The sequence below is a fragment of the Pseudomonas leptonychotis genome, assembly GCF_004920405.1.
Lineage (GTDB): Bacteria > Pseudomonadota > Gammaproteobacteria > Pseudomonadales > Pseudomonadaceae > Aquipseudomonas > Aquipseudomonas leptonychotis.
In genome coordinates, this window is sequence record NZ_RFLV01000001.1 from 866,397 (window position 1) to 889,606 (window position 23,210).

The 23,210-nt window shown below is 58.1% G+C and carries 25 protein-coding genes; 4 read left to right on the forward strand and 21 right to left on the reverse strand.

What is annotated here, in order from left to right; all coding sequences use genetic code 11:
- Positions 1–6: 6 nt before the first annotated feature.
- Together pilV and D8779_RS03945 are read right to left on the reverse strand one after the other, a co-directional pair.
- Positions 7–417 (reverse strand): type IV pilus modification protein PilV, encoded by a 411-nt coding sequence (pilV, locus tag D8779_RS03940; RefSeq protein ID WP_090381616.1) that lies wholly within the window; start codon positions 415–417, stop codon positions 7–9.
- 11 nt (positions 418–428) lie between these two features.
- A complete protein-coding gene (locus D8779_RS03945; protein WP_167492522.1) occupies positions 429–938 on the reverse strand; it encodes a GspH/FimT family pseudopilin in 510 nt (169 codons plus the stop codon).
- Between the two features lie 232 nt (positions 939–1,170).
- Between D8779_RS03945 and D8779_RS21015 the strand changes: the two genes are divergently transcribed.
- Positions 1,171–1,614, forward strand: coding sequence for a GspH/FimT family protein (locus D8779_RS21015; protein WP_420875593.1), 444 nt, complete (start codon positions 1,171–1,173; stop codon positions 1,612–1,614).
- On the opposite strand, the gene ispH is transcribed toward D8779_RS21015, so the two are convergent.
- From ispH to murJ, 6 genes are all read right to left on the reverse strand, one after another.
- Positions 1,609–2,556 (reverse strand): 4-hydroxy-3-methylbut-2-enyl diphosphate reductase, encoded by a 948-nt coding sequence (gene ispH, locus D8779_RS03955; RefSeq protein WP_136663155.1) that lies wholly within the window; start codon positions 2,554–2,556, stop codon positions 1,609–1,611. The genes D8779_RS21015 and ispH overlap by 6 nt on opposite strands.
- Positions 2,557–2,701: 145 nt before the next feature.
- A complete protein-coding gene (gene fkpB / locus D8779_RS03960) occupies positions 2,702–3,154 on the reverse strand; it encodes an FKBP-type peptidyl-prolyl cis-trans isomerase (protein ID WP_136663156.1) in 453 nt (150 codons plus the stop codon).
- Positions 3,147–3,671 carry a signal peptidase II gene (lspA, locus tag D8779_RS03965; protein WP_136663157.1) on the reverse strand — a complete coding sequence of 175 codons (525 nt, stop codon included), beginning with the start codon at positions 3,669–3,671 and terminating at the stop codon, positions 3,147–3,149. The genes fkpB and lspA overlap by 8 nt, the downstream gene beginning before the upstream one ends.
- Positions 3,664–6,495 carry an isoleucine--tRNA ligase gene (ileS, locus tag D8779_RS03970; RefSeq protein WP_136663158.1) on the reverse strand — a complete coding sequence of 944 codons (2,832 nt, stop codon included), beginning with the start codon at positions 6,493–6,495 and terminating at the stop codon, positions 3,664–3,666. The genes lspA and ileS overlap by 8 nt, the downstream gene beginning before the upstream one ends.
- Positions 6,496–6,529: 34 nt before the next feature.
- On the reverse strand, positions 6,530–7,456 hold the full coding sequence (gene ribF, locus D8779_RS03975) for a bifunctional riboflavin kinase/FAD synthetase (protein WP_136663159.1): 927 nt from the start codon (positions 7,454–7,456) through the stop codon (positions 6,530–6,532).
- A 76-nt stretch (positions 7,457–7,532) separates the two neighbouring features.
- Entirely contained in the window at positions 7,533–9,077 is a 1,545-nt protein-coding gene (gene murJ, locus D8779_RS03980; protein WP_136663160.1) for a murein biosynthesis integral membrane protein MurJ, read from the reverse strand.
- Positions 9,078–9,254: 177 nt separating this feature from the next.
- Here murJ and rpsT point away from each other — a divergent pair, with 177 nt between their 5' ends.
- A complete protein-coding gene (gene rpsT, locus D8779_RS03985) occupies positions 9,255–9,533 on the forward strand; it encodes a 30S ribosomal protein S20 (RefSeq protein WP_136663161.1) in 279 nt (92 codons plus the stop codon).
- Between the two features lie 157 nt (positions 9,534–9,690).
- On the opposite strand, the gene D8779_RS03990 is transcribed toward rpsT, so the two are convergent.
- The 5 genes from D8779_RS03990 to rplU all read right to left on the reverse strand — a co-directional run bounded on the left by D8779_RS03990 (position 9,691) and on the right by rplU (position 13,436).
- Positions 9,691–10,155 (reverse strand): CreA family protein, encoded by a 465-nt coding sequence (locus D8779_RS03990; protein WP_136663162.1) that lies wholly within the window; start codon positions 10,153–10,155, stop codon positions 9,691–9,693.
- 10 nt (positions 10,156–10,165) lie between these two features.
- Positions 10,166–11,284, reverse strand: a complete 1,119-nt coding sequence (gene proB / locus D8779_RS03995; protein WP_136663163.1) for a glutamate 5-kinase — start codon at positions 11,282–11,284, stop codon at positions 10,166–10,168.
- Positions 11,285–11,352: 68 nt separating this feature from the next.
- Positions 11,353–12,576, reverse strand: a complete 1,224-nt coding sequence (cgtA, locus tag D8779_RS04000; RefSeq protein WP_136663164.1) for an Obg family GTPase CgtA — start codon at positions 12,574–12,576, stop codon at positions 11,353–11,355.
- A gap of 251 nt (positions 12,577–12,827) precedes the next feature.
- Entirely contained in the window at positions 12,828–13,085 is a 258-nt protein-coding gene (rpmA, locus tag D8779_RS04005) for a 50S ribosomal protein L27 (protein ID WP_003176049.1), read from the reverse strand.
- Between the two features lie 39 nt (positions 13,086–13,124).
- Positions 13,125–13,436 carry a 50S ribosomal protein L21 gene (gene rplU / locus D8779_RS04010; RefSeq protein ID WP_090240099.1) on the reverse strand — a complete coding sequence of 104 codons (312 nt, stop codon included), beginning with the start codon at positions 13,434–13,436 and terminating at the stop codon, positions 13,125–13,127.
- A 258-nt stretch (positions 13,437–13,694) separates the two neighbouring features.
- Between rplU and D8779_RS04020 the strand changes: the two genes are divergently transcribed.
- Both D8779_RS04020 and D8779_RS04025 read left to right on the forward strand, forming a co-directional pair.
- Positions 13,695–14,663, forward strand: a complete 969-nt coding sequence (locus D8779_RS04020; RefSeq protein WP_136663166.1) for a polyprenyl synthetase family protein — start codon at positions 13,695–13,697, stop codon at positions 14,661–14,663.
- A 145-nt stretch (positions 14,664–14,808) separates the two neighbouring features.
- Entirely contained in the window at positions 14,809–15,036 is a 228-nt protein-coding gene (locus D8779_RS04025) for a PA4570 family protein (RefSeq protein WP_136663167.1), read from the forward strand.
- Between the two features lie 103 nt (positions 15,037–15,139).
- Here D8779_RS04025 and D8779_RS04030 read toward each other — a convergent pair whose 3' ends face one another.
- The 8 genes from D8779_RS04030 to D8779_RS04065 all read right to left on the reverse strand — a co-directional run bounded on the left by D8779_RS04030 (position 15,140) and on the right by D8779_RS04065 (position 23,025).
- Entirely contained in the window at positions 15,140–15,757 is a 618-nt protein-coding gene (locus D8779_RS04030) for a BamJ family beta-barrel-assembly machinery protein (protein ID WP_136663168.1), read from the reverse strand.
- 61 nt (positions 15,758–15,818) lie between these two features.
- Positions 15,819–15,965, reverse strand: a complete 147-nt coding sequence (locus D8779_RS04035; protein ID WP_136663169.1) for a DUF2256 domain-containing protein — start codon at positions 15,963–15,965, stop codon at positions 15,819–15,821.
- Positions 15,962–17,497, reverse strand: a complete 1,536-nt coding sequence (locus D8779_RS04040) for a cryptochrome/photolyase family protein (protein WP_136663170.1) — start codon at positions 17,495–17,497, stop codon at positions 15,962–15,964. The genes D8779_RS04035 and D8779_RS04040 overlap by 4 nt, the downstream gene beginning before the upstream one ends.
- Positions 17,494–18,882: a 3'-5' exonuclease family protein gene (locus tag D8779_RS04045; protein WP_240789675.1), complete on the reverse strand. Its 1,389-nt coding sequence runs from the start codon at positions 18,880–18,882 to the stop codon at positions 17,494–17,496. The genes D8779_RS04040 and D8779_RS04045 overlap by 4 nt, the downstream gene beginning before the upstream one ends.
- A gap of 4 nt (positions 18,883–18,886) precedes the next feature.
- Entirely contained in the window at positions 18,887–19,192 is a 306-nt protein-coding gene (locus D8779_RS04050) for a DUF6482 family protein (protein ID WP_136663172.1), read from the reverse strand.
- A 139-nt stretch (positions 19,193–19,331) separates the two neighbouring features.
- Positions 19,332–19,820 carry a TIGR00645 family protein gene (locus D8779_RS04055; RefSeq protein ID WP_136663173.1) on the reverse strand — a complete coding sequence of 163 codons (489 nt, stop codon included), beginning with the start codon at positions 19,818–19,820 and terminating at the stop codon, positions 19,332–19,334.
- Between the two features lie 202 nt (positions 19,821–20,022).
- Complete coding sequence (locus D8779_RS04060) at positions 20,023–20,364, reverse strand: PA4575 family protein (RefSeq protein ID WP_136663174.1); 342 nt, start codon at positions 20,362–20,364, stop codon at positions 20,023–20,025.
- A 198-nt stretch (positions 20,365–20,562) separates the two neighbouring features.
- Positions 20,563–23,025 (reverse strand): Lon protease family protein, encoded by a 2,463-nt coding sequence (locus D8779_RS04065; RefSeq protein ID WP_136663175.1) that lies wholly within the window; start codon positions 23,023–23,025, stop codon positions 20,563–20,565.
- Between the last annotated feature and the right edge of the window lie 185 nt (positions 23,026–23,210).

A 23,210-nucleotide genomic window follows, 5' to 3' on the forward strand; every position in this document is an offset into this window, starting at 1 on the left:
TTTACCCTAGATTTGCGTTTTATAGGTGAAGCTGTCGTCCGTATCCCGACCCGCTTCCCGCCACGTAATAGTCAAGGTGCAGATATTAGATACACAGCTGACCGATCCATCCCCGGAGGGCAGCGTATTCTCAATTAAAGTCAACCATTGATTTTGATCAGTGGTTTCGAGATTTGAGGCTGTAGGCTTGTTGGCGGTGATGAGGATGTTGTACTGCCCTGCACGCGCATCATCTTTATTGAGGCGCATACGATCTGCCATGTCATATGCCAGAATATTGGCCTGGGAGCGCAAATAAGCCCCATGGTTAAACTGCAGTGATTTTACCTGCAACCCAGCAAGACCTAAGAGGCCGACAGACGTTATCAGCAACGTTACCAGCACCTCAATTAGCGAAAAACCTTGTGCATGTTTCATCTAGCTCCCCCTTAGGTGCACGCAACTTTTTGCACATTGATACGTCCCGACGACGAAAAGGAAATAAGCCTGGCGTTCTGTCCAGTGCAAGACGAGGTCTGCACGGTAATATTTTGACGAACAGGCGCAAAACCCAAGCCGGAGTAGCGAATAAATGTTGCACCTCCCGTTGCTGTGGCACCCGTCGGCATTGCGCTGCGGCGGTTGAGTACAGTCCCGACAGTTGCCGTACTGGTCGTGTCACTGGCTGCAGTATCTACAAACACAATCCAGCCTGACTGCCATGCAGTGCCCGAGCAAGATGTCCCATTAACACTTGGGCAAAGACTCACCCGCCTACCACGCTTAACTGCCTCTGCTCGCGCTGCGTTAAACGCTGAAACCAGCTCGTTAGCCGCAGCCTGTGAGCGGTTATTTCTTATTAAGTCAGTAAAGCTTGGAACTGCGATCGCCAAAAGCACGCCAGCAACCGCAATGGTGATCATCAGCTCCACCAGAGTAAAACCTCGAAAAAGCTTCACTTTGTACCTCCTATTCATCCCACATTTAGGTTATTGACAGCGCACACGTCTGTCACCTGACGCGCGACAGCCGCACCAATGGTGCTGACGACAGGTCACTGGTCGCTTTCTGCTGAGTGGTCTAGCTTCATAACTGGAGCAATGCACATGGATGTGACAAATGGAAAATGGAACCAGTTTGCTTGAAAGTCTTATCATTCTTGTTGTGCTTTCAATTCTGGCCTCAACCGCTATGCCGGCTGCTAGTTCTTGGCTTGAGCGAAGCCGGCTAGAATCAGTAACACATCAAATACGTCAGGACATCGGGTTTGCCCGCGCCCAAGCGGTCACACAGCAACGCGAAGTCCTTATACAGCCCGCATCGGCTAACTGTTGGGCTTGTGGATGGCAGGTGGGATATGTTGAGAGCATAGGCAGTTCGACAACGTCTGAGTTAACCAATACACAGGTATTAATCAAGCGAGCCGCTCTTGATAGCCGACTCAGGGTCACCAGCAACCAACCGTGGCGAGCCGGCGCAACCTTCCTCCCCAGTGGCGAGGCGGTCCAACCTAACCGAGCGTTCGCCGCCGGAACCTTTACGGTCTGCTCAGCTAACCACGACGTCAGCTACAAAATAATTATCAATAAAGCTGGACGCGCGCGAATACTCAGGCAACACGCTGGATGCTTATGAAACAGGTAGCATCCGCAACTCCTTGGGCATCGAAAACGTCACGTTCTCCGGCCGCCCCAGCAGTTCTTGCGCGCCTGTTGCGCCCCACTCGCTGAGCTGCTGAATAACGCCTTGTACCAACACTTCCGGCGCAGATGCGCCGGCGGTGATGCCGATACCGGTCATGCCTGCAAACCACTCCCGCTTGAGATCCTCTGCCCCATCAATCAGGTAGGACGGGGTACCCATGCGTTCAGCCAGCTCACGCAGGCGGTTGGAGTTGGAGCTGTTGGGGCTACCGACGACAAGCAGCACATCGCACTCAGCAGCAAGTTGTTTGACCGCGTCCTGACGATTCTGGGTGGCGTAGCAAATGTCGTCTTTGCGCGGCCCGCCAATAGCAGGGAACTTATTGCGCAAGGCGTCGATGACCTTGCTGGTGTCATCCATCGATAGGGTAGTTTGGGTGACAAAAGCCAGCGCTTCGGGGTTGCGCACCTGCAACTCAGCAACGTCCGCCTCGTCCTCAACCAAGTAGATACTGCCACCGTTACTGGCGTCGTATTGGCCCATGGTGCCTTCGACTTCTGGGTGGCCCTCGTGGCCGATCAGGATGCATTCGCGCCCTTCCCGGCTATAACGCACTACTTCCATGTGCACCTTGGTCACCAAAGGGCAGGTGGCGTCGAATATTTTCAAGCCGCGTCGCTCTGCTTCGTTACGCACAGCCTGGGATACGCCGTGAGCGCTGAAGATGACGATAACGTCGTCCGGAATCTGATCCAGCTCTTCAACGAAGACCGCACCACGGGAGCGCAAGTCTTCGACCACGAATTTGTTATGGACGACTTCGTGGCGCACATAGATCGGCGGACCGAAGACTTCCAACGCGCGATTGACGATTTCAATGGCGCGATCTACGCCGGCGCAGAAGCCGCGAGGGTTGGCGAGTTTGATATGCATGGCGGAAACCTCGGCGGTGAATCGTTCTGGCCAGCGTACGGCGCGGCCATATTCACGGGTGAGCAATATGTTAGCGGCTCCGGCCGTCAGGCCTAAACGGTAAAACCTCGCGGCCAAAGCCGCACCCACCGAAGCGAACTACAGATCAGAGCGCTTTAACCTCAATAATTTCCACATCGAAGCTCAGCGCCTTGCCGGCTAGCGGGTGATTGAAGTCAATGGTCACCTGGCTGTCGTCAAAGGCTTTGACCACACCGGGTAGCTCAGCATTGGCAGCATCATTGAAAATCACCAGCAGGCCTTCAGACAGCTCCATCTCCTGAAACTGGCTGCGCGGCATGACCTGGATATTCTGCGGGTTGCCCTGGCCAAACCCCTGCTCCGGACTGATCGACAGGCTGCGTTTGTCACCCGCCTTTAATCCGTAAATGGCCTGTTCAAAACCTGGCAGCAAGTTGCCATCACCCACCTTAAAAGTGGCCGGCTTTTTATCGAAGGTGCTGTCGACCACATCGCCGTTATCCAGCTTAAGGGCGAAATGCAGGGTCACTTGCTTGTCCGGGCCAATTCGCAGTTCTTGAATGAGAGGTTCACTCATGGCCTTTATCTCCGGATTTATCGCCTTTAAACATATCCAGCGCCAGCAGGATCGCACCGCCAGTAATCGCCATGTCCGCCACGTTGAAGGCGGGGAAATACCACTGCTGATGCCAATGCAGCAGGATGAAGTCAACCACATGACCAAATACTACGCGGTCTACCAAATTGCCCAGTGCCCCGCCCAGCACTAACGCCAAGGCGACTGCTAGCCAAGTCTCGCTGGGTTTAAGACGCTTGAGCCAAACCACCAACACCGCGCTGACGGCGATGGCAATCGCGGCGAAGAACCAGCGCTGCCAGCCGGCGGCATCGGCTAAGAAGCTGAATGCAGCTCCGGTGTTATAGGCCAGGGTCCAGCTGAAGTAATCGGGGATGATCACGATCTGCTGGTACATGCTCAGGCTATTGTCGAAGTAAAACTTGCTGGCTTGATCAAGCACAAACACCATCAAACTCAGCCACAACCAAGCCAGGCGACCGAAACGGCTGGCGTTAGGCGTGCCGTTATTAAGCATAGTGACGAACCTCGCCCGCGCCTTCGATGTTGTCTACACAGCGGCCGCAAATTTCCGGGTGCGCCGGCTTCACGCCGACATCCTCACGGTGATGCCAGCAGCGCGCACACTTGGCGTGAGCGGATTTGAGCACCTTCAACTTGAGCCCCGACACCTCTGTTTCTACAGCATCACTCGGCGCACTGCTCAGCGGCGCTAGGCTCGCCGTGGAGGTGATCAGCACAAAGCGCAACTCGTTACCGAGCTTGTTCAGATCATTGACCAGGCTGTCTTCCGCGTAGAGCGTCACTTCGGCTTGCAAGTTGCCGCCGATAGCTTTGGCCGCACGCAGATTCTCCATTTCCTTGTTCACCGCGACCTTGACCGCCATGACCCGCTCCCAGAACTCGCGGCTCAGTTCGAAGTCCTGTGGTAGCTCGCTCAGGCCCTGATACCAGCCATTGAGCATCACCGATTCATTGCGCTCGCCCGGCAAGTACTGCCATAGCTCGTCGGCGGTAAACGACAGCACCGGCGCAATCCAGCGCACCAGCGCTTCGGCGATATGGAACAGCGCCGTTTGGCAGGAGCGACGCGCCACGCTGTCCGCCGCAGTGGTGTACTGACGATCTTTGATGATGTCGAGGTAGAAACCGCCCAGCTCTTGCACGCAGAAGTTGTGCACTTTCTGGTAAACGTTCCAGAAGCGGTAGCTGCCGTAGGCCTCTTCTACTTCGCGCTGTAGCAACAGCGCGCGGTCGACGGCCCAACGGTCCAACGCCAACATGTCTTCAACCGGCAGCAGGTGCTGCGCCGGGTCGAAACCGCTGAGATTGGAGAGCAAGAAGCGTGCGGTATTGCGGATACGCCGGTAAGAGTCAGCGCTGCGCTGCAGGATGACTTTGGACACAGCCATCTCGCCGGAGTAATCGGTAGACGATACCCATAGACGTAAAATGTCGGCGCCCAGGCTGTCATTTACTTCCTGCGGCGCAACCACGTTGCCCATCGACTTGGACATCTTGCGGCCGTTCTCATCGACCACAAAACCGTGGGTCAGCAGCTCTTTGTAGGGCGCATGACCGTCGATCGCCGCTCCCGTAAGCAGCGAGGAGTGGAACCAACCGCGATGCTGGTCAGAACCTTCCAGGTACAAATCTGCACGTGGACCGTTGTCGTGCCCCATCGGATGCGAACCGCGCATGACGTGCCAGTGGGTGGTGCCTGAATCAAACCAAACATCCAAGGTGTCGCTGATCTTGTCGTACTGCACCGCCTCGTCACCCAGCAACTCGGCGGCGTCCAGCTTGAACCAGGCTTCGATGCCTTGCTGCTCAACGCGCAGAGCGACTTCTTCCATCAGTTCGGTGGTACGCGGGTGCAGTTCACCGCTCTCCTTGTGCAGGAAGAACGGAATCGGCACACCCCAGTTACGCTGACGCGAGATGCACCAATCGGGGCGTCCGGCGATCATGCTGTGCAGGCGCGCCTGGCCCCACGCGGGAACAAACTCGGTCTGCTCGATGGCAGCCAGCGCACGCTCGCGCAGGGTGCTGCCTTCGTTGGGCTGCTTATCCATGCCAACGAACCACTGCGCGGTGGCGCGGTAGATCAGCGGCGTTTTGTGCCGCCAGCAGTGCATATAGCTGTGCTGGATGGTTTCGTGTTTGAGCAGCGCGCCGACTTCTTCGAGCTTGGCAACGATGGCCGGGTTGGCCTTCCAGATAAACTGGCCGCCAAAAAACGGCAGATCGCTGACATACACACCATTGCTCTGCACCGGGCTGAGAATGTCGTCATTGCTCATGCCGTAGCCTTTGCAGGAACGGAAGTCGTCCTCACCGTACGCAGGCGCCGAATGCACGACGCCGGTACCAGCGCCCAATTCGACGTACTCGGCCAGGTATACCGGTGCGAAACGTTCGTAAAACGGATGGCGGAAGCGGATCAGCTCAAGTGCTGCGCCTTGAGCCGTCGCGATAACTTCGCCCTGCAGGCCGTAACGGGCCAGGCAACCTTCCACTAATTCTTCAGCCAGCAGCAGCAAACGATCGCCGATATCGACAAGGGCGTACGTGAACTCAGGATGAACGTTAAGCGCCTGGTTGGCCGGAATGGTCCAGGGCGTGGTGGTCCAGATCACGATAGAGGCCGCTTTAGGCAAACTAGCCAGACCAAATGCGGCGGCTAGCTTGTCAGCATCTTCAACCACAAAAGCCACGTCGATGGCTTCGGACTTCTTGTCTTGATATTCGACCTCAGCCTCTGCCAGGGCTGAGCCGCAATCGAAACACCAGTTGACCGGCTTCAGCCCCTTGAACACAAAACCTTGCTTGACCATCTCGGCCAGCGCACGGATTTCGCCCGCCTCGTTGGCAAACGCCATGGTCTTGTAGGGATTGTCCCAATCGCCCAACACGCCAAGGCGCACGAAGTCAGCCTTCTGCCCTTCGATCTGCTCGCCGGCATAGGTGCGGCAGCGCTCACGAGTCAGGTCAGACGGCTGGTTTTTGCCAAAGGTGGTTTCGACCTTGTGCTCAATCGGGAGACCATGGCAGTCCCAGCCCGGCACATAGGGCGCGTCAAAACCGGACAGGGTCTTGGAGCGGGTGATGATGTCTTTGAGGATCTTGTTGACCGCATGACCGATGTGAATGCTGCCGTTGGCGTAAGGCGGGCCGTCGTGCAGGACGAACTTCGGCCGGCCTTCGCCCTGCGCACGCAGCTTCTGATACAGGCCAATTTCGTTCCAACGCTGCAAAATTTGCGGCTCGCGCTGCGGCAGCCCCGCCTTCATCGGAAATTGGGTATCAGGCAGGTTCAACGTGGCTTTGTAATCGGTCATATCAGGCTCTTCGTATGCGGTGGCGCTAATTGATTTAAGTGCGCCAATGGGCACGGGCGGCGGCAATATCGGCAGCAATGGCCGTCTTCAGTGCCTCAAGCGAGGCGAAACGCTGCTCATCGCGCAGCTTGTGGTGGAAAGCCACCGTCAAACGCCGGCCATATAAATCACCGGCAAAATCCAACACATGCACTTCCAGGTGGGCACTGCCATCACCTGCAACACTGGGACGCACACCAATGTTGGCGACCCCTGGCCAGGTCTGACCATCGATCTCAGTACTGACCAGATAAACCCCGCGCAGCGGCACTCGCTTGCGCTTGAGCTGCACGTTGGCGGTCGGCGCATTCAGCTGACGGCCCAGTTTCTGCCCATGCAACACCCGCCCGGCGATCTGGAAGGGGCGGCCTAGCAGGTGTTGCGCCAGGGCGAAATCAGCCGCATCCAAGGCTTGACGCACACGCGTACTGCTGACGCGAATACCGTCCAGCTCAACCGTACTGGCCGCCTCAACGCTGAAGCCTTCACGCTCACCTGCATCAGCAAGGAAAGCGAAATCGCCAGCGCGATCACAGCCAAAACGAAAGTCATCACCCACTTCTAAATGCTGTACACCCAAGCCTTCCACCAGCACACGATGCACAAACTCAGCGGCGCTCAGCTCGCGCAGGCGGCGGTTGAAACTCAGACACAGCACTCGATCAACACCTTCGGCTGCCAGCAGCGCCAGCTTGTCACGCAATCGTGTTAGTCGCGCAGGGGCCGTATCGGGAGCAAAGAACTCGCGCGGCTGCGGCTCGAAAATCAATACGCAGCTGGGCACCCCAAGCTCGGCGGAGCGCTCACGTAAACGCGCCAGAATGGCCTGATGACCACGATGGACGCCGTCGAAATTACCGATGGTGGCGACACAGCCCCGATGCTGGGGCCGCAAGTTGTGTAGGCCTCGAACCAGCTGCATAACGCGCTTCTTGCTCATAAAGTGGGCGATTATACGCACACCGGACAGCAGACAACAGGCGTCAAATCAGCCGCAGTCAGAGCGCGCTGCGCCGGGCAAAATCACGCACTCGAAAACCCAGCAGTGCCAGTACGGCGAAATAAGCCAGCAACCCCGCCCCGACCAAGCCGCCCAAACGCAACAAGCGCCAGAGCATGCTGCCGTCCGCCCAGGTAGGCAGCTGCTGCATGGTCAGCAGCAACGCCGCCGCCATCGCCAGCAAGGCCAGCAGCAACTTACCGCTAAACAACGCCCAGCCTGGCTGCGGCGTAAACATGCCGCGCTTGCGCAACTGCCAATACAGCAACGCCGCATTCAGGCAGGCAGCCAGGCCAATCGCCAAAGCCAAACCGGCATGCGCCAGCGGAATCACGAAGACAAACAACAGATTCATGAGCTGCGTTGCCAGCAACGTCACCAGACCAATGCGCACGGGCGTTTTGATGTTCTGCTGAGCATAAAACGCTGGAGCGAGGATTTTCACCAGGATGATGCCAACCAGGCCGAATGAATACGCTACCAGCGCACGCTGGGTCATCAGCGTATCGCCCGCGCTGAACTTGCCGTACTGAAACAACGAGGCGATCAGTGGCTCGGAAATAATTGCTAATGCCACCGCGCTAGGCAGCGCCAGCACCAAACATAGGCGCAAGCCCCAGTCGAGCAGCTTGGAATAATCCTCATGACTGGCTCCCGAGTGGGTTTTCGATAAAGCCGGTAGCAAGATTGTCCCCAGCGCAACGCCGAGCACACCCGCTGGCAGCTCCATCAGGCGGTCGGCGTAATACATCCAGGACACTGAGCCTGCGACCAGAAAAGACGCGAAAACAGTATTGATGATCAGCGAGATCTGGCTGACCGACACCCCGAAAATCGCCGGCCCCATCTGCTTGACCACCCGCCACACGCCTGTGTCTTTCAGGTTCAGGCGCGGCAACACCAACATGCCGATCTTATGTAGATGAGGCAGCTGAAATAGCAGCTGCAGCAGCCCGCCCACCAATACTGCCCATCCCAGCGCCATGATCGGCGGGTCAAAATACGGCGTCAGAAATAAAGCGAAGACGATCATGCTGACATTCAGCAAGGTCGGCACAAACGCAGGCACCGAGAAGCGGTTCCAGGTATTGAGCACCGCCCCGGCCAATGACGATAGCGAGATCAGCAAGATGTAGGGGAACGTCACGCGCAGCAGGTCAGTGGTCAACTCAAAGCGCTCAACCTCATCAGCAAAACCTGGCGCTGAGGCCCACACAATCCAAGGCGCCGCCAAAATACCGAGGCAAGTGACCAGTGCCAGCACCAGCGTCAGCAACCCCGCTACATAAGCGAGAAAGGTTCGCGCAGCCTCCTCACCTTGCTGGGTTTTGTATTCCGCCAAAATAGGCACGAAGGCCTGTGAAAAAGCCCCCTCGGCAAAAATACGGCGCAATAGATTAGGCAGCTTGAACGCCACCACAAAGGCGTCCGAGGCCACGCCAGCACCGAAGGTGCGAGCAATAATGGTGTCGCGCACAAAGCCCAATACACGCGAAAGCATGGTCATGGAACTGACAGCGGCCAACGACTTGAGCAAATTCATGTAATATCCCGGCTCCGCAAACAAGCACTGGCGCGCAAAGGCGACGAGTGTAGCGGTCTGCCACTGGTCAGGCCAGTACGGGGAAAAGCCAACAGGCTTGACAGCACGCCCCTATATCGGCATGATTCGCGGCCTTATTTGTTTGTAACCCCCAGAATTTTTTCGAGGAGCTTGACGGTGGCCAATACACCTTCTGCCAAAAAACGCGCAAAACAGGCTGAGAAGCGTCGTAGCCATAACGCCAGCCAGCGCTCGATGGTCCGTACTTACATCAAGAACGTAGTCAAGGCTATCGAAGCCAAAGATGTCGCTCTTGCCACAACCGCTTACACCCTGGCTGTGCCGGTAATCGACCGCATGGCCGATAAAGGCATCATCCACAAGAACAAAGCAGCGCGCCATAAGAGCCGCCTGAATGGCCACATCAAGGCCCTCGGCGAAGCTGCAGCAGCCTAATACGCTGTCAGCTCTTGAAAAACCGGCCTGATGGCCGGTTTTTTATTGCCTTGAAAGTCACTATTCGCCACTTAGCTAACCCATACAAACAGCCACACAAAGGCTAGCGCCGAATGACAAGCCATAAAAAGCCCGGACTCAATGCCGGGCTTTTTTCTTATGGCTTTTCCGGCCAAGGCAAAATGGGGATGGCTGTCACCGCATTCTGCGGACTGCCTTCTATCACCCGATCGCTGTACACCAGATAAACCAATGTGTTGCGCTTTTGATCGAAGAAACGCACCACCTGCATGGTTTTAAACACCAGCGAGGTGCGCTCACGAAAGACCTCTTCGCCCTCCTTGAGCTTTTCCAAGAAGCTGATCGGCCCGACCTGCCGGCAAGCAATCGACGCCTCAGCGCGGTCCTCTGCCAAGCCCAAGCCACCTTTTACGCCACCGGTCTTAGCCCGCGACAGATAACAGGTCACCCCAGCCACCTTCGGGTCATCAAACGCCTCAACCACAATCTTGTCGTTCGGCCCCATGAGCTTGAAGACCGTCGACACCTCACCAATCGATTCCGCCATCGCAAAGACGGGCACCACCATCAGCGCCCCAAGCAATATTTTTACTATCCGCATCAGAATTCCCTCAGACCAGAATCAAATTATCCCGATGCACCAACTCAGGCTCATCAACATAGCCCAATAGACTCTCGATGGCGTCTGACGACCGACCGATAATCTTATGCGCCTCAAGAGCACTGTAGTTGGCCAAGCCGCGAGCCACCTCGCGACCATTCGGCGCCACACACACCACCATCTCGCCACGCCTAAAATTACCCTGCAGCGACTTAACGCCAACTGGCAAAAGACTTTTTGTACCGGTCGCCAGAGCCTTGACCGCCCCCTCATCCAGCACCAGCGTGCCGCGAGTTTGCAAGTGCCCCGCCAACCACTGCTTGCGCGCAGCCAGCATGCCCCGCTCAGGCGCAAGCAAGGTTCCGAGACGCTCGCCCGCTTTAAGCCGCGCCAAGACCTGCTCGATAGCACCGCCGACGATCACGGTATGCGCACCAGAACGCGCCGCCAAACGCGCCGCACGCAACTTGGTCTGCATACCACCGCGCCCTAGCGCGCCACCAACACCACCTGCTACAGCATCCAACGCAGGATCATCGGCGCGCGCCTCGTAAATTAACTCAGCATCGGGGTTATGCCGCGGGTCGGCGTTATACATGCCGTCACGGTCGGTGAGGATGACCAACAGATCCGCCTCTACCAGGTTCGCAACCAGAGCCGCCAAGGTGTCGTTGTCACCAAAACGAATCTCATCAGTGACCACGGTGTCGTTCTCATTGATCACCGGGACCACATCCAGATCCACCAGCGTTCGCAGCGTGCTACGCGCATTCAGGTAGCGCTTGCGGTCAGACAAATCATCATGGGTCAGGAGAATCTGCGCAGTACCCCGAGCATGCTCAGCAAAACTCGACTCCCACGCCTGAATCAACACCATCTGACCAACGGCCGCCGCCGCCTGCAGCTCATGCATCGCACTTGGACGCGCCGTCCAGCCCAGCTTACTCATGCCCGCCGCCACAGCCCCGGAAGACACCAGCACCAGCTCAACGCCCTGCTCACGCAGCGCGACCATTTGCTTGACCCACACCGCCATAGCCGTACGATCCAGGCCGCGACCATCAGCCGTCAGCAACGCACTGCCAATCTTTACGACCCAGCGCTGCGCGCTGGTTACCTTGTCACGCATGATCTTCCAACCCCAGCAGCGACCTGTAATTACAAAAACGCCGCAATTAAGCGGCGTTTAGTAGTTGCTTAATCCCGGACGTAAATGATTTCCGGGCCATCATCTTCGTCTTCTTCATCCCAGAAGCTGTCGTCTTCATCGACGTCACTGACCGCCTTGACCCCAGTACGACGCAACGTACGCTTGTCGTCCAGCGCCTGCAACTGAGCACGCGCCTCATCTTCAATACGCGTATCCAACTCAGCCAACTCAGCCGCGAACTCAGGGTTCTCTTGGATGCGCTCAGCACGCGCCTCAAGGAAATCCATGATGTCATAACAAAGCTGTTCAGTGCCCTGGCGCGCCAAGGCAGAAACCACATAAACCGGGCCCTTCCACTCAATTCGCGCAACGATCTCGGCAATCCGCGCTTCCTGCTCTTCTTCGAGTATCTGGTCCGACTTGTTCAACACCAGCCAGCGCTCACGCTCAGCCAGCGACGGGCTGAACTTGGTCAGCTCATCGACGATGGTGGCTGCCGACTCGGCAGGATCAGTCAAGTCCAGTGGCGCCATATCAACAAGGTGCAGCAACAAACGGGTACGCGCCAAATGCTTGAGGAAACGAATGCCCAGACCGGCACCATCGGAAGCGCCCTCGATCAGCCCCGGAATATCGGCGACCACAAAGCTCTTGTAGCGATCGACACTGACCACACCCAAGTTCGGAATCAGGGTCGTAAACGGATAGTCCGCCACCTTCGGCTTGGCCGCAGAGACCGAACGAATAAAGGTACTTTTGCCCGCATTCGGCAAACCGAGCAGACCAACATCCGCCAGCACCTTCAGCTCCATTTTAAGGTCGCGCGCATCGCCCGGCTTACCCGGGGTCGTCTGGCGCGGCGCACGGTTGGTGCTGGACTTGAAACGGGTATTACCCAGACCGTGCCAACCACCTTGCGCCACCAGCAAACGCTGGCCCGCCTTGACCAGATCACCCATTACTTCCTGGGTGTTCGAGTCGATAATCGTGGTCCCGACGGGCACCGGCAGGATCAGATCCTCACCCTTGGCACCCGTGCAATCGGTGCTGCCGCCTTTGTCGCCATTCGGCGCCTGGAAGCGGCGGGTATAACGGTAATCCACCAGGGTATTGAGGTTGGCAAAGGCTTCGATATAAATCGAGCCGCCGTCACCACCATCACCGCCGTTAGGACCACCATTTTCGATGAACTTCTCACGGCGGAAGCTCATCATGCCGTTGCCACCGTCACCGGCCTTTACAGAAATCGATACTTCATCGACGAATTTCATAGGTACGCCTCCCGCAACAAGGCGGGTTATCTAAAACGAGAAACACTAGGTTCTTGCAAAATTGGCCTGCATTCACATCGAACGCTAACACCCAGGACAGTTTGGCAAGAACCCCAATAATACAGAAACCAAAAAAACGCCTGGAGCGTTTTCTCACGCCGCTTGCAACGGCCCGCAGAATGACCGCCACGGATGGCTGGCCAATAAAAAAGCCCCGTCGCAAGGACGGGGCTTTCCCAGCAGTCGCGCAATTAAGCCGCAACGACGCTCACGTAACGGCGGTTGAACGCGCCTTTTACTTCAAACTTGATCACGCCTTCGATTTTCGCGAAGAGGGTGTGATCTTTACCCATGCCTACGCCGTAACCGGCGTGGAACTGGGTACCGCGCTGACGCACGATGATGTTGCCAGGAATGATTTTCTGGCCGCCATACATCTTCACGCCAAGGCGTTTAGCTTCTGAGTCGCGACCGTTGCGGGTACTACCGCCAGCTTTTTTGTGTGCCATGAGTTCAATACTCCTATAAAGGGATCAGCGCTTAATGAATTAAGCCTGAATACCGGTGATTTTGATCTCGGTGTACCACTGACGGTGGCCCTGACGCTTCATGTGATGCTTGCGACGACGGAACTTAATGATGGTGACCTTGTCGTGACGGCCTTGGGCGATCACTTCAGCTACAACCTTGGCACCTTCAACAACCGGAGCGCCGATTTGAACGTCATCGCCATTGCCGATCAGCAGAACACGATCAAAAGTCACGGCTTCGCCAGTGGCCAGCTCGAGCTTTTCGATCTTGAGGAATTCGCCTTCGGTGACTTTGTATTGCTTGCCACCAGTAACAATTACTGCGTACATGGTAAATCTCCGTTAATCCTGCTCACCCAGCGCTTTATAGGAATAAGTGTCGGCTGGCATGGCTGCTTGGGGCCGGTAGGACACCCTTGCAATTGCGTAAGGCAGGGAAATACCCAGGGGGAAGTTCAGGGTGCGCGATTGTACGCAAGCACCCCGCATGACGCAAGGCCCTGACACCAACAGCCAAGCCACCTGCCTTGACAGCCCCTACCCCGCCCCCTAGCATGCCGCGCAACCCATGAGTAGCAGGTGCTAGCGATGCAACCCCAGGCTTTCTACAGCGTGGTGGCGGATGACTTTACCGCTGTCGACGGCATTATCCGCGCCCAACTGGTATCGCGCGTACCGTTGGTAGAGAAGATCGGCGACTATATTATCTCCGCGGGCGGCAAACGCCTGCGTCCGCTACTCGTACTGTTAAGCGGCAAGGCCCTGGGCCTTGAGGGCGACAACCTGCGCCTACTGGCCGCCACCATCGAGTTTTTACACACCGCCACCTTGCTGCATGACGACGTGGTCGATATGTCCGACATGCGCCGCGGCCGCAGCACCGCCAATGCCCAGTGGGGCAATGCCCCGAGCGTACTGGTGGGCGACTTCCTCTATTCGCGCTCCTTCGAAATGATGGTCGAGCTGGGCTCCATGCCGGTGATGAAAATCCTTTCCAAGGCCACCCGCGTAATTGCCGAAGGCGAAGTGCTGCAACTGTCGAAGATCCGCGACGCCAGCACCACCGAAGAAACCTATATGGAAGTCATCCGCGGCAAGACTGCCATGCTCTTCGAGGCGTCGACCCACAGCGCAGCGGCATTGGCCGGCGCAACCGCCGAACAAACAGAAGCCTTACGCACTTTTGGCGACCACCTCGGCGTGGCCTTTCAACTGGTCGATGACCTGCTCGATTATCGCGGCGACGCCAGCACCTTGGGCAAGAACGTCGGTGATGACCTGGCCGAAGGCAAACCGACCTTGCCGCTGATCTACACCATGCGCGAAGGCACTGCCGAACAGGCTGCCCTGGTGCGCCAGGCAATCCAGAAAGGCGGCATCGAGAACCTGGAAAGCATTCGTAACGCTGTGGAAGCCGCCGGCGCGCTGGACTACACCGCCCAGCAAGCCCGCGATTACGCTGAGCGTGCGATTGCTTGCCTAGACGCCCTACCTGCTAGCGAATATCGCGACGCGCTAATTGAGCTCAGCCGCTTTGCCGTAGCCCGCACGCACTGACGCGCACAACTACAAACTAAGCCCGCCCCTATGGCGGGCTTTTTTATGCCCGTGCGTTTTCTGTGCGACGAAAGGCCGCGATTAACACTTGCTATAAATATAATAAGAATTATTCTCATCTAACCACTTGAAAGGGAGATGAGTCATGACCTATTTGATCGATGCCTGGCTGGACCGCCCGCAGCCGTATCTACGTATTCTCAATCGCAACACCGGCGAAGTCTGCGCGCTGATTAAAGAAGAGGCACTGGATGAGCTGCGTGACCAGGGGGATTTGGATTTGCACGAACTAAACTCCAGCGAACCGCTGGTGCTCAAGGAGCTGGTGCGTAACTTATTTCTCTATTGCTACGCCCGCGCATTGCGCCCCTGACGCTCTGAATATAAACGCATCGCGGGCATGGCCCGCTCCTACACCAGACTTGCTGGAACCTCGTAGGAGCGGGCCATGCCCGCGAAGGAAAGCACCTGAGACGTTAGAGAACGTCCAGCAGCTCCACATCAAACACCAGCACGCTGTGCGGCGGGATGCTGCCCACGCCTTGCTCGCCATAAGCCAGCTCGCTGGGTACGTACAAACGCCACTTGCTACCGGCATTCATCAACTGCAGAGCTTCGGTCCAGCCGGCGATTACGCCACCGACCGGAAATTCAGCAGGCTCACCACGATCATAGGAGCTGTCAAAAACGCTGCCATCAATCAGGGTGCCATGGTAGTGAGCGCGAATGGTGTCTTCACGGGTCGGCATAGCGCCAGTACCCGCGCTCAACACCTCGTACTGCAGGCCGGAAGCCAGCACGGTGATACCGTCACGCTTGCCGTTTTCGGCGAGGAAAGCCAGGCCCGCGCCAGCGGCCGCTTCAGCCTTGGCAGCAGCTTCGGCTTGCATGATCTCGCGGATTACCTTGAAGCTGGCCGACATCTCGTCTTCGCTCACACGGCTCTGCTGGCCATTGAACGCATCGGTCAAGCCGGCCAGGATGGCATCCAGGCTCACACCCGGCGGCGGGTTGTCGCGCAGCTGACCACCGAGTTGACGGCCGATGCCGTAGCTGACGCGGGTTTCGTCAGTCGAGAGATTGGTTTCGGACATAGCACGGCTCCGCTAGGGGCTAAAAAAGGTCGGCCAGCCTAGCACAAACCGCCTGCCCGCCCTACCCGCCTGCCGCGCCTTGGCGATTGCGCCGGCAGCGCTCAGAGCAGTACTTCACCTCATCCCAGCAGCGCGCCCACTTCTTACGCCAGGCGAATGGCAAACCACACACCTGGCAAGGTTTGACCGGCAGCTCGGCCTTTTTCACAGCGCCTCACCGGCGTCCAGCCGTGCCAGCAGCTGCTCACCGCGCTGCCACAGCCCTTGCTGTTTGGCCTCTGTCATTTTATCCAGGCCGCGGTAAATCATTCCTAGCCGATGGTTGCCGGTCAGCTGCTCGCGATGACGCATAAGAAAGTGCCAATACAGCGCGTTGAAGGGGCAGGCCTGCTCGCCAACGCTCTCGGTCACTTTATACGCACAGTCACCGCAGTAATTGGACATGCGCTTGATGTACTGACCACTGGCGCAATACGGCTTGGAACCCAGGTAGCCGCCATCGGCATGCATGACCATGCCCAAGGTGTTGGGCAGCTCAACCCAGTCAAACGCATCCATATAAACCGCCAAGTACCAGTCGCAGACTTGGCTGGGCTCAATACCCGCCAGCAGGGCAAAGTTTCCGGTGACCATCAACCGCTGGATATGGTGCGCATAGGCATGCTCCAGGGTCTGACCGATGGCTTGGCTCATGCACTTCATACGGGTTTTGCCGGTCCAGTAGAACTCGGGCAGCGGCCGGGTATTGCCGAAGGCATTGCGCTCGGCGTACTCGGGCATGTGCATCCAGTAGATGCCCCGCACGTATTCACGCCAGCCAAGCAACTGGCGGATAAAGCCCTCGGCAGCATTCAAAGGGACATGCCCACGCCAGTAAGCCGCTTCGACGTCCGCACACAGGCGGCGCACATCGAGCAGGCCAATGTTCAGCGCCGCGCTAATCCGCGCATGAAACAGAAACGGCTCACCAACCGCCATGGCGTCCTGATAGTCGCCAAAAGCCGGTAAGGCAAAGTCGAGAAAATGCTGCCATAACGCCTCAGCCTCAGCGTGGGTTACCGGATAGTCGAATGAAGCCAGGCTGCCGTAGTGATGACTGAAGCGCTCGGCCACCAGCGCCAGCACTTCCTGGGTAATGCCATCCGCCGGGAAGCGCGCCGTCATCGGCGCCTTGATCTGCTTGGGCAGCGCCTTGCGGTTTTCTGCATCAAAGTTCCAGGCGCCCCCCACCGGCGTGCCGTCGCCATTCATCAACAGACCGGTCTTACGGCGCATCTCGCGGTAGAAGAACTCCATGCGCAGCTGCTTGCGCCCCTCGGCCCAGCGCGCGAACTCGCCGCGAGCGCAGATAAACCGGCTATCGGCATGCCAGGTAATCGGCACGCCGCAGCGCTTCAACTCATCTTCCAGGCGCCACTCGCCGCACTCTGTGATGTGCACCTCGACGGCCTGCAATTGCGCCGCCCAACGCTGCAGCTCGCCTGGCAGCGAGCCGCTGTTCTGCGCATCATCCAGTTTGACGTAATGCACCTGCCAGCCGCGCTTGCGCAGAGCCTCAGCAAAGTGGCGCATGGCACTGAAGATCAGTGCGATCTTCTGCGGGTGGTGCGGCACGTAATCGGTTTCCGCCGCCACCTCAGCGAGCAATACCGCATCGCACTGCGGATCGAGCGCCAGCAAACTGGGCAGGTCAAAAGACAGCTGATCACCCAATACCAGGGCTAGCCGGGGAGCACTCATAAAACAACGACCTCGGTTTGCGGAAAGCGCCGTAAATGGCTAAGCAGGATGTGATAGGCATCCAGGCTGAATGCCTGGCCCGGTTGTTGGAGAGCGGCACCAATCAGCGCCGGATCATCAACCGTGGTCACGTGCCGCCATTGATCCAGCACATGCCAGTGGCTGAGCCCCTGCACCAGATCTCGCTCGACCCAAGCAACCGGCCCCGACCACGGCCAAGTGGCCACGCGCAGCTGCTCACAGGCGGCAAGCAACCGTAGATCATGGGCCTCGCGCGATTCGAGCCCGCAGCAGGCGCCCCGGCAGACACCGAGCTGGGTAGCAAAACAGGCGCCGTTTCCCCGTTCCAAACCAAGCACGCGCAAGCACAGCTGGCTGCGGCTTGCCTCGCTGCGCAACCAGGCTTGCGCCTGACGCCGCGAGCGGAACAAGCCAACACTATTGCCCCCTATAACCGAGCAGCCCACCGCTTGCAGCTCAGGTTGCAGACCCTCAATGCCAGGTATAAGCACCCAGGTCAACAGGTCGCGCTGACGACGCAACTGACGGTTGTACAACGGCAACAGTCGCTTCACCTCAGCGGACTCCAGCAGCAACGCACCCAACTCTCCTGCCGTCGGCTGCACGCGAATATCACGCACCTGCTGAGCCATCTGCAGGCTACGTCGGCTGTGATGATCATTTTGAAAATGCGACTGCACGCGCTGGTGCAGGTTGCGGCTTTTGCCGACATACAACAGCGCCTGATTCTCACCGTAAAAGTAATAAACCCCCGGCCGCGAAGGCACGGCCTGTAGCCGCTCGGCCGTCAAAAACCGCGGCACGGCGGCTTTGCGCAGCTGACGCTGCAAGCGTTCTGCCTGCACCTGCGTCAGCAATGTGGACAACAACTGCCAAACTGCTTCGGCGTCAGGCAATGCACGGTGCTTAAAAAACCGGCTAATGCCCTGCCCCTCGCACAAGGCATCGAGGCTGTGACACGGCAAATCCGGCCAGACCGCACGCGCGAGCTGCAAGGTGCACAACTGCCGGTAGCGCACACGCAGCCCCGCCCGTGCGAAACCGTGACGCAGAAATGCATGGGCAACACGCAGGTTATGTCCGACCACAACACGGCCTTCCAGGCAGCGCGCGAGCTCAACTGCAACCTCGGCAAAGCATGGCTGATCCGCCAGCTCTGCCGGCAATACACCGCAAACGTGCGACACCCTGGCCGGCAGGGCACACGCTGGTTTCAGCAACCACACATGCCGCGCCACGACTAAGCCACCCTCCACATGCAGCACCGCCACTTCCCAGATGCTGTCCTTATCCGGGTGAAGCCCGGTGACCTGCACGTCGATAATGGCAAGCGCACGGGCAAACAGTGAGACCGCAGCAGTCACATCGCTACCAGGAAGAATTAAAGGAAATGGGCACCCGCAGGACGTCCTGGGCGCCGTCATGCATGCCGCACATCTCGTCATGCACCACGGCATGCACCAGGTGAAAGGGGATGGGCGGCATATCAGTGAGCATATCGCGCGCATGTTCGACCGAGCGCAGGTGCAGGGTTTTACCCTTGCCATCGCTGAGCGGATGGGCGCGGCCATCCATGTGCGCTTCAAGCAGGTAGATCCCCCCTTCAATGGAGATCAGGTTGAGCGCGTCGATATGCCCGGCATGGGCGTACAGCGACAAGTCTTGCAGGTTCATGGCGATGTCCTCGGCTAGCGAAGCTATACAAAAAATCATACAAATACAATTCTTGTACAATAAATCGAGAGCGCAAGGCAGAAAGCAAACCGCCCGTCCGTTATGCACGGCCGGGCGGTGGGTCACGCTAACAGCGTGATCAGTGCTTGGTCAGCTTATCCAGGTAACCCATGGCAAAAGCTGAAACCACAAACGCCATATGAATGATCACGTACCACATCAGCTTGCTGTCATCGATGTTCTGCGCATTCATAAATACTTTGAGCAGATGGATTGAGGAGATCGCCACGATGGAGGCCGCTACTTTCATTTTTAGCGAACTGGAGTCCATCTTGCCCAGCCAGCTGAGTTTTTCGGTGCCCTCGGCAATATCCAGCTGGGAGACGAAATTCTCGTAACCGGAAATCATAACCATCACCAGCAAACCGCCGACAAGGGCCATGTCGATCAACGACAGGATCACCAAAATCAGGTCGGCCTCAGCCATGGAGAACACACTGGGAAGAATGTGGAAAACTTCCTGAAAGAACTTCAGCGCCAAGGCCAGCAGGCCAAGCGAAAGACCAAAATAGATAGGTGCCAGCAGCCAGCGCGAGGCATACATGGCATTTTCAATAAAGCGTTCCATAGGGGCTCACTCAGGGTTCAAGATTGCCGGCGAGTATAACCAGCGCCCCCGCCCAGACAACCCCGTTGTGTGGCAATAGATGACAGCCGCTGCGCGACCACTACAACTGTGGATAACCTTTTTGCGCAGGCTCTAGACCGGCAGCCCATAGCCGTCTAGCTCAGGGTGTAAGGCACGCGCGAGGCGGCTCAACAACACCCGCTCAGGTTTCTGGTTGAAACTGAAAATCACCCACGTGGTGGCCACGCTCGGCGTTCAAACGGCGCAGTTCGGCCTGAATATGCAGCCGCCAGATCGGTACATCCGTGGACAGCTCGTAGCCCATGCCGTGCAGGCTTTCGGCGATATCCGCAAGAATGCTTTGCGCCGCGCACGGCCCGCGGAATGGGCCTTGCGCCTTGATCGTAGAGGGTTGCGCCCCAGACATACCCGCGGCGCAGATCAGCGTCCAGAGGCCAGCGCTGCCAGCCAACGGCAGCACCACGCATTCAATGCGGGTATCCAGGCCCAAGCAATGACGGGTGAGATTAAGGCTGCGCGGCATGGCGACGACCCTCTCAGAAGCAGGCCTTCAGCCTACACCCGGGCACGCGCCAGAGGGAAGCCAACAGTTATCCCCGAATGCTGTGGATAACTGTGTGGATGAAACCAGGATAAGCCGGCCATAGCCAGGCGGCCCGGCCGGCCAGACACTTCGCTCAGTGACTGATCAACCACCGGGCGAATTGCCTGCGCACCGCGGTCATTCAGCCGCCGGCTTTTTCGCCCGTGGCTTCTTCTCCTTGACCGCAGCAGCCGGTTCTTCCTTCTTCGGCTCCTCCTTGTCGTCGTCCTCCATACCCATGGCGGCGATATCGCGCAGACGCTCAACCACCCGCGCATTGACGCTGCCTGCAGGGAACTGGCCCTTTTCATTGGGCGAGCCGGCGTCCGCGCCGACCAACAGACTCAGTGCCTCGTCGACCTGGCGCACCGCATAGATATGGAACTGCCCGGCGCGCACCGCCTGCAGCACCCGTTCATCCAACATCAGAGTGGTGACGTTGGAGTGCGGGATGATCGCGCCTTGCTCGCCGGTCAGGCCGCGCGCTTCACACAAACGGAAGAAACCTTCAATCTTCTCGTTGACCCCACCGACCGCCTGCACCTCGCCGAACTGGTTGATCGAGCCGGTAATGGCGAAACACTGCTTGAGCGGCGTACGCGAAAGCGCCGAGATCAGCGTGCACACCTCGCCCAGCGAGGCGCTGTCACCGTCGACATAGCCGTAGGACTGCTCCAGCGCGATACTCGCCGAGATTTCCAGCGGGAACTCCTGGGCATAACGGCTACCCAGGTAACCCGTAAGGATCATCACGCCCTTGGAGTGAATCGGCTGGCCGAGGTTGACCTCACGCTCGATATCGACGATGCCGCTCCCGCCTGGATAGACCGTGGCGGAAATCCGCGCTGGCACGCCAAAGGCTGAATCACCGACCTCCAGCACAGTCAGACCGTTGCATTTGCCCACGGCCGCGCCGGCGGTGTCGATCAGGATAATCCCGGCCAACATGTCATCGATGATCCGCGCCGACACTCGGCCGGTGCGGGTGGCCTTGGCTTTCAGGGCGCGCTCGATATGCCCGGCGTCGGTCACTTCATCCCCGGCCAGGCTGCGAATAAAGTCGGCCTCGCTGACCAGCTGGAACAGATCACCAATACGCGCAGACAAGCGGCCCTGATGTTCGGCCAGGCGCGCACTGTAAGTCGCGACCCGTGCCACCGCGGCAGCCGTCAGCGGGGCCATGCCCTCTTCCGAGGTGCGGGTTTTTATCAATTGGGCGAATTGTTCGAGGCTGTCGTCGGCCAGCGGAATGTCTTCATCAAAGTCAGCCAGTACGCGAAACATTTCCTGGAAGTCGGGATCGAGGTCCTGCAACGTGTAATACAGCTGGCGCGAGCCAATGATCACCACTTTCAGGTGCAACGGAATCATCTGCGGGGTCAGGGTCACCGTGGCGATACGACCAAGATCCCCTAACGGTGATTCCATCTTTAGCTGCCGCGATTGCAGGGCTCGCTTAAGCGCATCCCAAACAAATGGCTCACCGAGCATCTTCTCGGCTTCGAGAATTAGAAAGCCGCCATTAGCACGGTGCAGCGCACCAGGGCGCAGCTGGCGATAACTGGTGTAGAGCGCGCCCTGGTCAGTGTTGTATTCGATACGCCCGAACAGGTTGTCATAGGTCGGATGCGGTTCGAACACCACTGGAGCGCCGCCCTGAGCGTGATGGCCGACCACCAGGCTCGGGCAGTACTGCTCTTCGAGCAACTTACGGGTCTGGGCATCGATCTTGTCCACCTCGACCAACTGCTCGACCACCGTTTTCAACAGGTAAACCTGCATCGCCTGTAAATAGGCGCAGACCTCGGCGTTTTCCGCATATTTGTGCGACAGCGGGGTTAGCAGTGGCTGCAAGGCGACGGTGATGGTTTCTTCATTGAGCTGACGCAGCAGGTTGCTCGACTCGCGCTTCCACTGCGGCAGGCTGGACAGTTCCTCGTTGAGGCGCTCTTCCAGCGTGGCGATATCGGCATGGAAACGCTCACGATCGGCTTCTGGCAACTGGGCAAACTCAGCCTCATCCAGCGCCTTGCCATCGAGCATCGGGGTGAAGGCGATATTGCTGCTGTCGCGATAGAGCGCGACGCTTTTTTCCAGCGACAGGCGCTCGACCACGTCCAGCGCCTGGTCGTAACGTTTATTGAAGTCGCGGTCGATGGCGTTCTTCTTCTGCTGGAACGAGGGGTGTTCAAACACCGCCGGGAAGGTCGCCAGCAGGTTATCGATCAGGCCATTGATATCGGCGAGAAATTCCGCGGCGGTGCCGGCGGGCAGCTCCAGCGCACGGGGCTCGCGCGGCTCGTCGAAATGATTGACGTACACCCGATCAGCCGGGGTTTCGAGGCGTTTAGCTTCAGCCTTGAGGTAGCGCTTAACAAAGGAAAAACGCCCAGTGCCGGGCTCGCCCATGACAAATACGTTATAGCCGGGGCGCGGCATGGCCACGCCAAACTGCAGCGCCTCGACGGCACGCTCCTGTCCCAATACGCCACGAAAGGGCTCAAGATCCTCGGTATTGGTGAAGTTGAATTGCTCAGGTGAGAAAGGACGGGTAAGTGCTTCGGGAGCCAAGCGCAAATGGGCTGCGACAGAGTCTGGCATTGGAAATCCTTAACGGGCGGCACCTGCCGCGGAAAATATGGCCCATTCTGGCGCTGCACGTCGCGCACTGGCAAGGCATCACGCCGGTTTTACTCGGCGCATCCCCCAAACAGCTGCGCAGTGGACACGCGGCATGTGCAGCACGAAAAACAAACGGCACGGCGTCACAAGTAGCGGTGGTTTTT

What these genes read in the sequence shown, in the direction of transcription:
- cgtA (WP_136663164.1), bottom strand. Translation starts at nt 12,576, where the DNA reads ATGAAATTCGTCGATGAAGTATCGATTTCTGTAAAGGCCGGTGACGGT.
- murJ (WP_136663160.1), bottom strand. Translation starts at nt 9,077, where the DNA reads ATGAATTTGCTCAAGTCGTTGGCCGCTGTCAGTTCCATGACCATGCTT.
- D8779_RS04050 (WP_136663172.1), bottom strand. Translation starts at nt 19,192, where the DNA reads ATGAACCTGCAAGACTTGTCGCTGTACGCCCATGCCGGGCATATCGAC.
- D8779_RS04020 (WP_136663166.1), top strand. Translation starts at nt 13,695, where the DNA reads ATGCAACCCCAGGCTTTCTACAGCGTGGTGGCGGATGACTTTACCGCT.
- D8779_RS04030 (WP_136663168.1), bottom strand. Translation starts at nt 15,757, where the DNA reads ATGTCCGAAACCAATCTCTCGACTGACGAAACCCGCGTCAGCTACGGC.
- rpmA (WP_003176049.1), bottom strand. Translation starts at nt 13,085, where the DNA reads ATGGCACACAAAAAAGCTGGCGGTAGTACCCGCAACGGTCGCGACTCA.
- pilV (WP_090381616.1), bottom strand. Translation starts at nt 417, where the DNA reads ATGAAACATGCACAAGGTTTTTCGCTAATTGAGGTGCTGGTAACGTTG.
- D8779_RS04060 (WP_136663174.1), bottom strand. Translation starts at nt 20,364, where the DNA reads ATGCCGCGCAGCCTTAATCTCACCCGTCATTGCTTGGGCCTGGATACC.
- D8779_RS04065 (WP_136663175.1), bottom strand. Translation starts at nt 23,025, where the DNA reads ATGCCAGACTCTGTCGCAGCCCATTTGCGCTTGGCTCCCGAAGCACTT.
- D8779_RS04040 (WP_136663170.1), bottom strand. Translation starts at nt 17,497, where the DNA reads ATGAGTGCTCCCCGGCTAGCCCTGGTATTGGGTGATCAGCTGTCTTTT.
- ribF (WP_136663159.1), bottom strand. Translation starts at nt 7,456, where the DNA reads ATGCAGCTGGTTCGAGGCCTACACAACTTGCGGCCCCAGCATCGGGGC.
- D8779_RS03990 (WP_136663162.1), bottom strand. Translation starts at nt 10,155, where the DNA reads ATGCGGATAGTAAAAATATTGCTTGGGGCGCTGATGGTGGTGCCCGTC.
- D8779_RS04055 (WP_136663173.1), bottom strand. Translation starts at nt 19,820, where the DNA reads ATGGAACGCTTTATTGAAAATGCCATGTATGCCTCGCGCTGGCTGCTG.
- ispH (WP_136663155.1), bottom strand. Translation starts at nt 2,556, where the DNA reads ATGCATATCAAACTCGCCAACCCTCGCGGCTTCTGCGCCGGCGTAGAT.
- rplU (WP_090240099.1), bottom strand. Translation starts at nt 13,436, where the DNA reads ATGTACGCAGTAATTGTTACTGGTGGCAAGCAATACAAAGTCACCGAA.
- D8779_RS21015 (WP_420875593.1), top strand. Translation starts at nt 1,171, where the DNA reads ATGCCGGCTGCTAGTTCTTGGCTTGAGCGAAGCCGGCTAGAATCAGTA.
- ileS (WP_136663158.1), bottom strand. Translation starts at nt 6,495, where the DNA reads ATGACCGATTACAAAGCCACGTTGAACCTGCCTGATACCCAATTTCCG.
- D8779_RS04025 (WP_136663167.1), top strand. Translation starts at nt 14,809, where the DNA reads ATGACCTATTTGATCGATGCCTGGCTGGACCGCCCGCAGCCGTATCTA.
- fkpB (WP_136663156.1), bottom strand. Translation starts at nt 3,154, where the DNA reads ATGAGTGAACCTCTCATTCAAGAACTGCGAATTGGCCCGGACAAGCAA.
- lspA (WP_136663157.1), bottom strand. Translation starts at nt 3,671, where the DNA reads ATGCTTAATAACGGCACGCCTAACGCCAGCCGTTTCGGTCGCCTGGCT.
- proB (WP_136663163.1), bottom strand. Translation starts at nt 11,284, where the DNA reads ATGCGTGACAAGGTAACCAGCGCGCAGCGCTGGGTCGTAAAGATTGGC.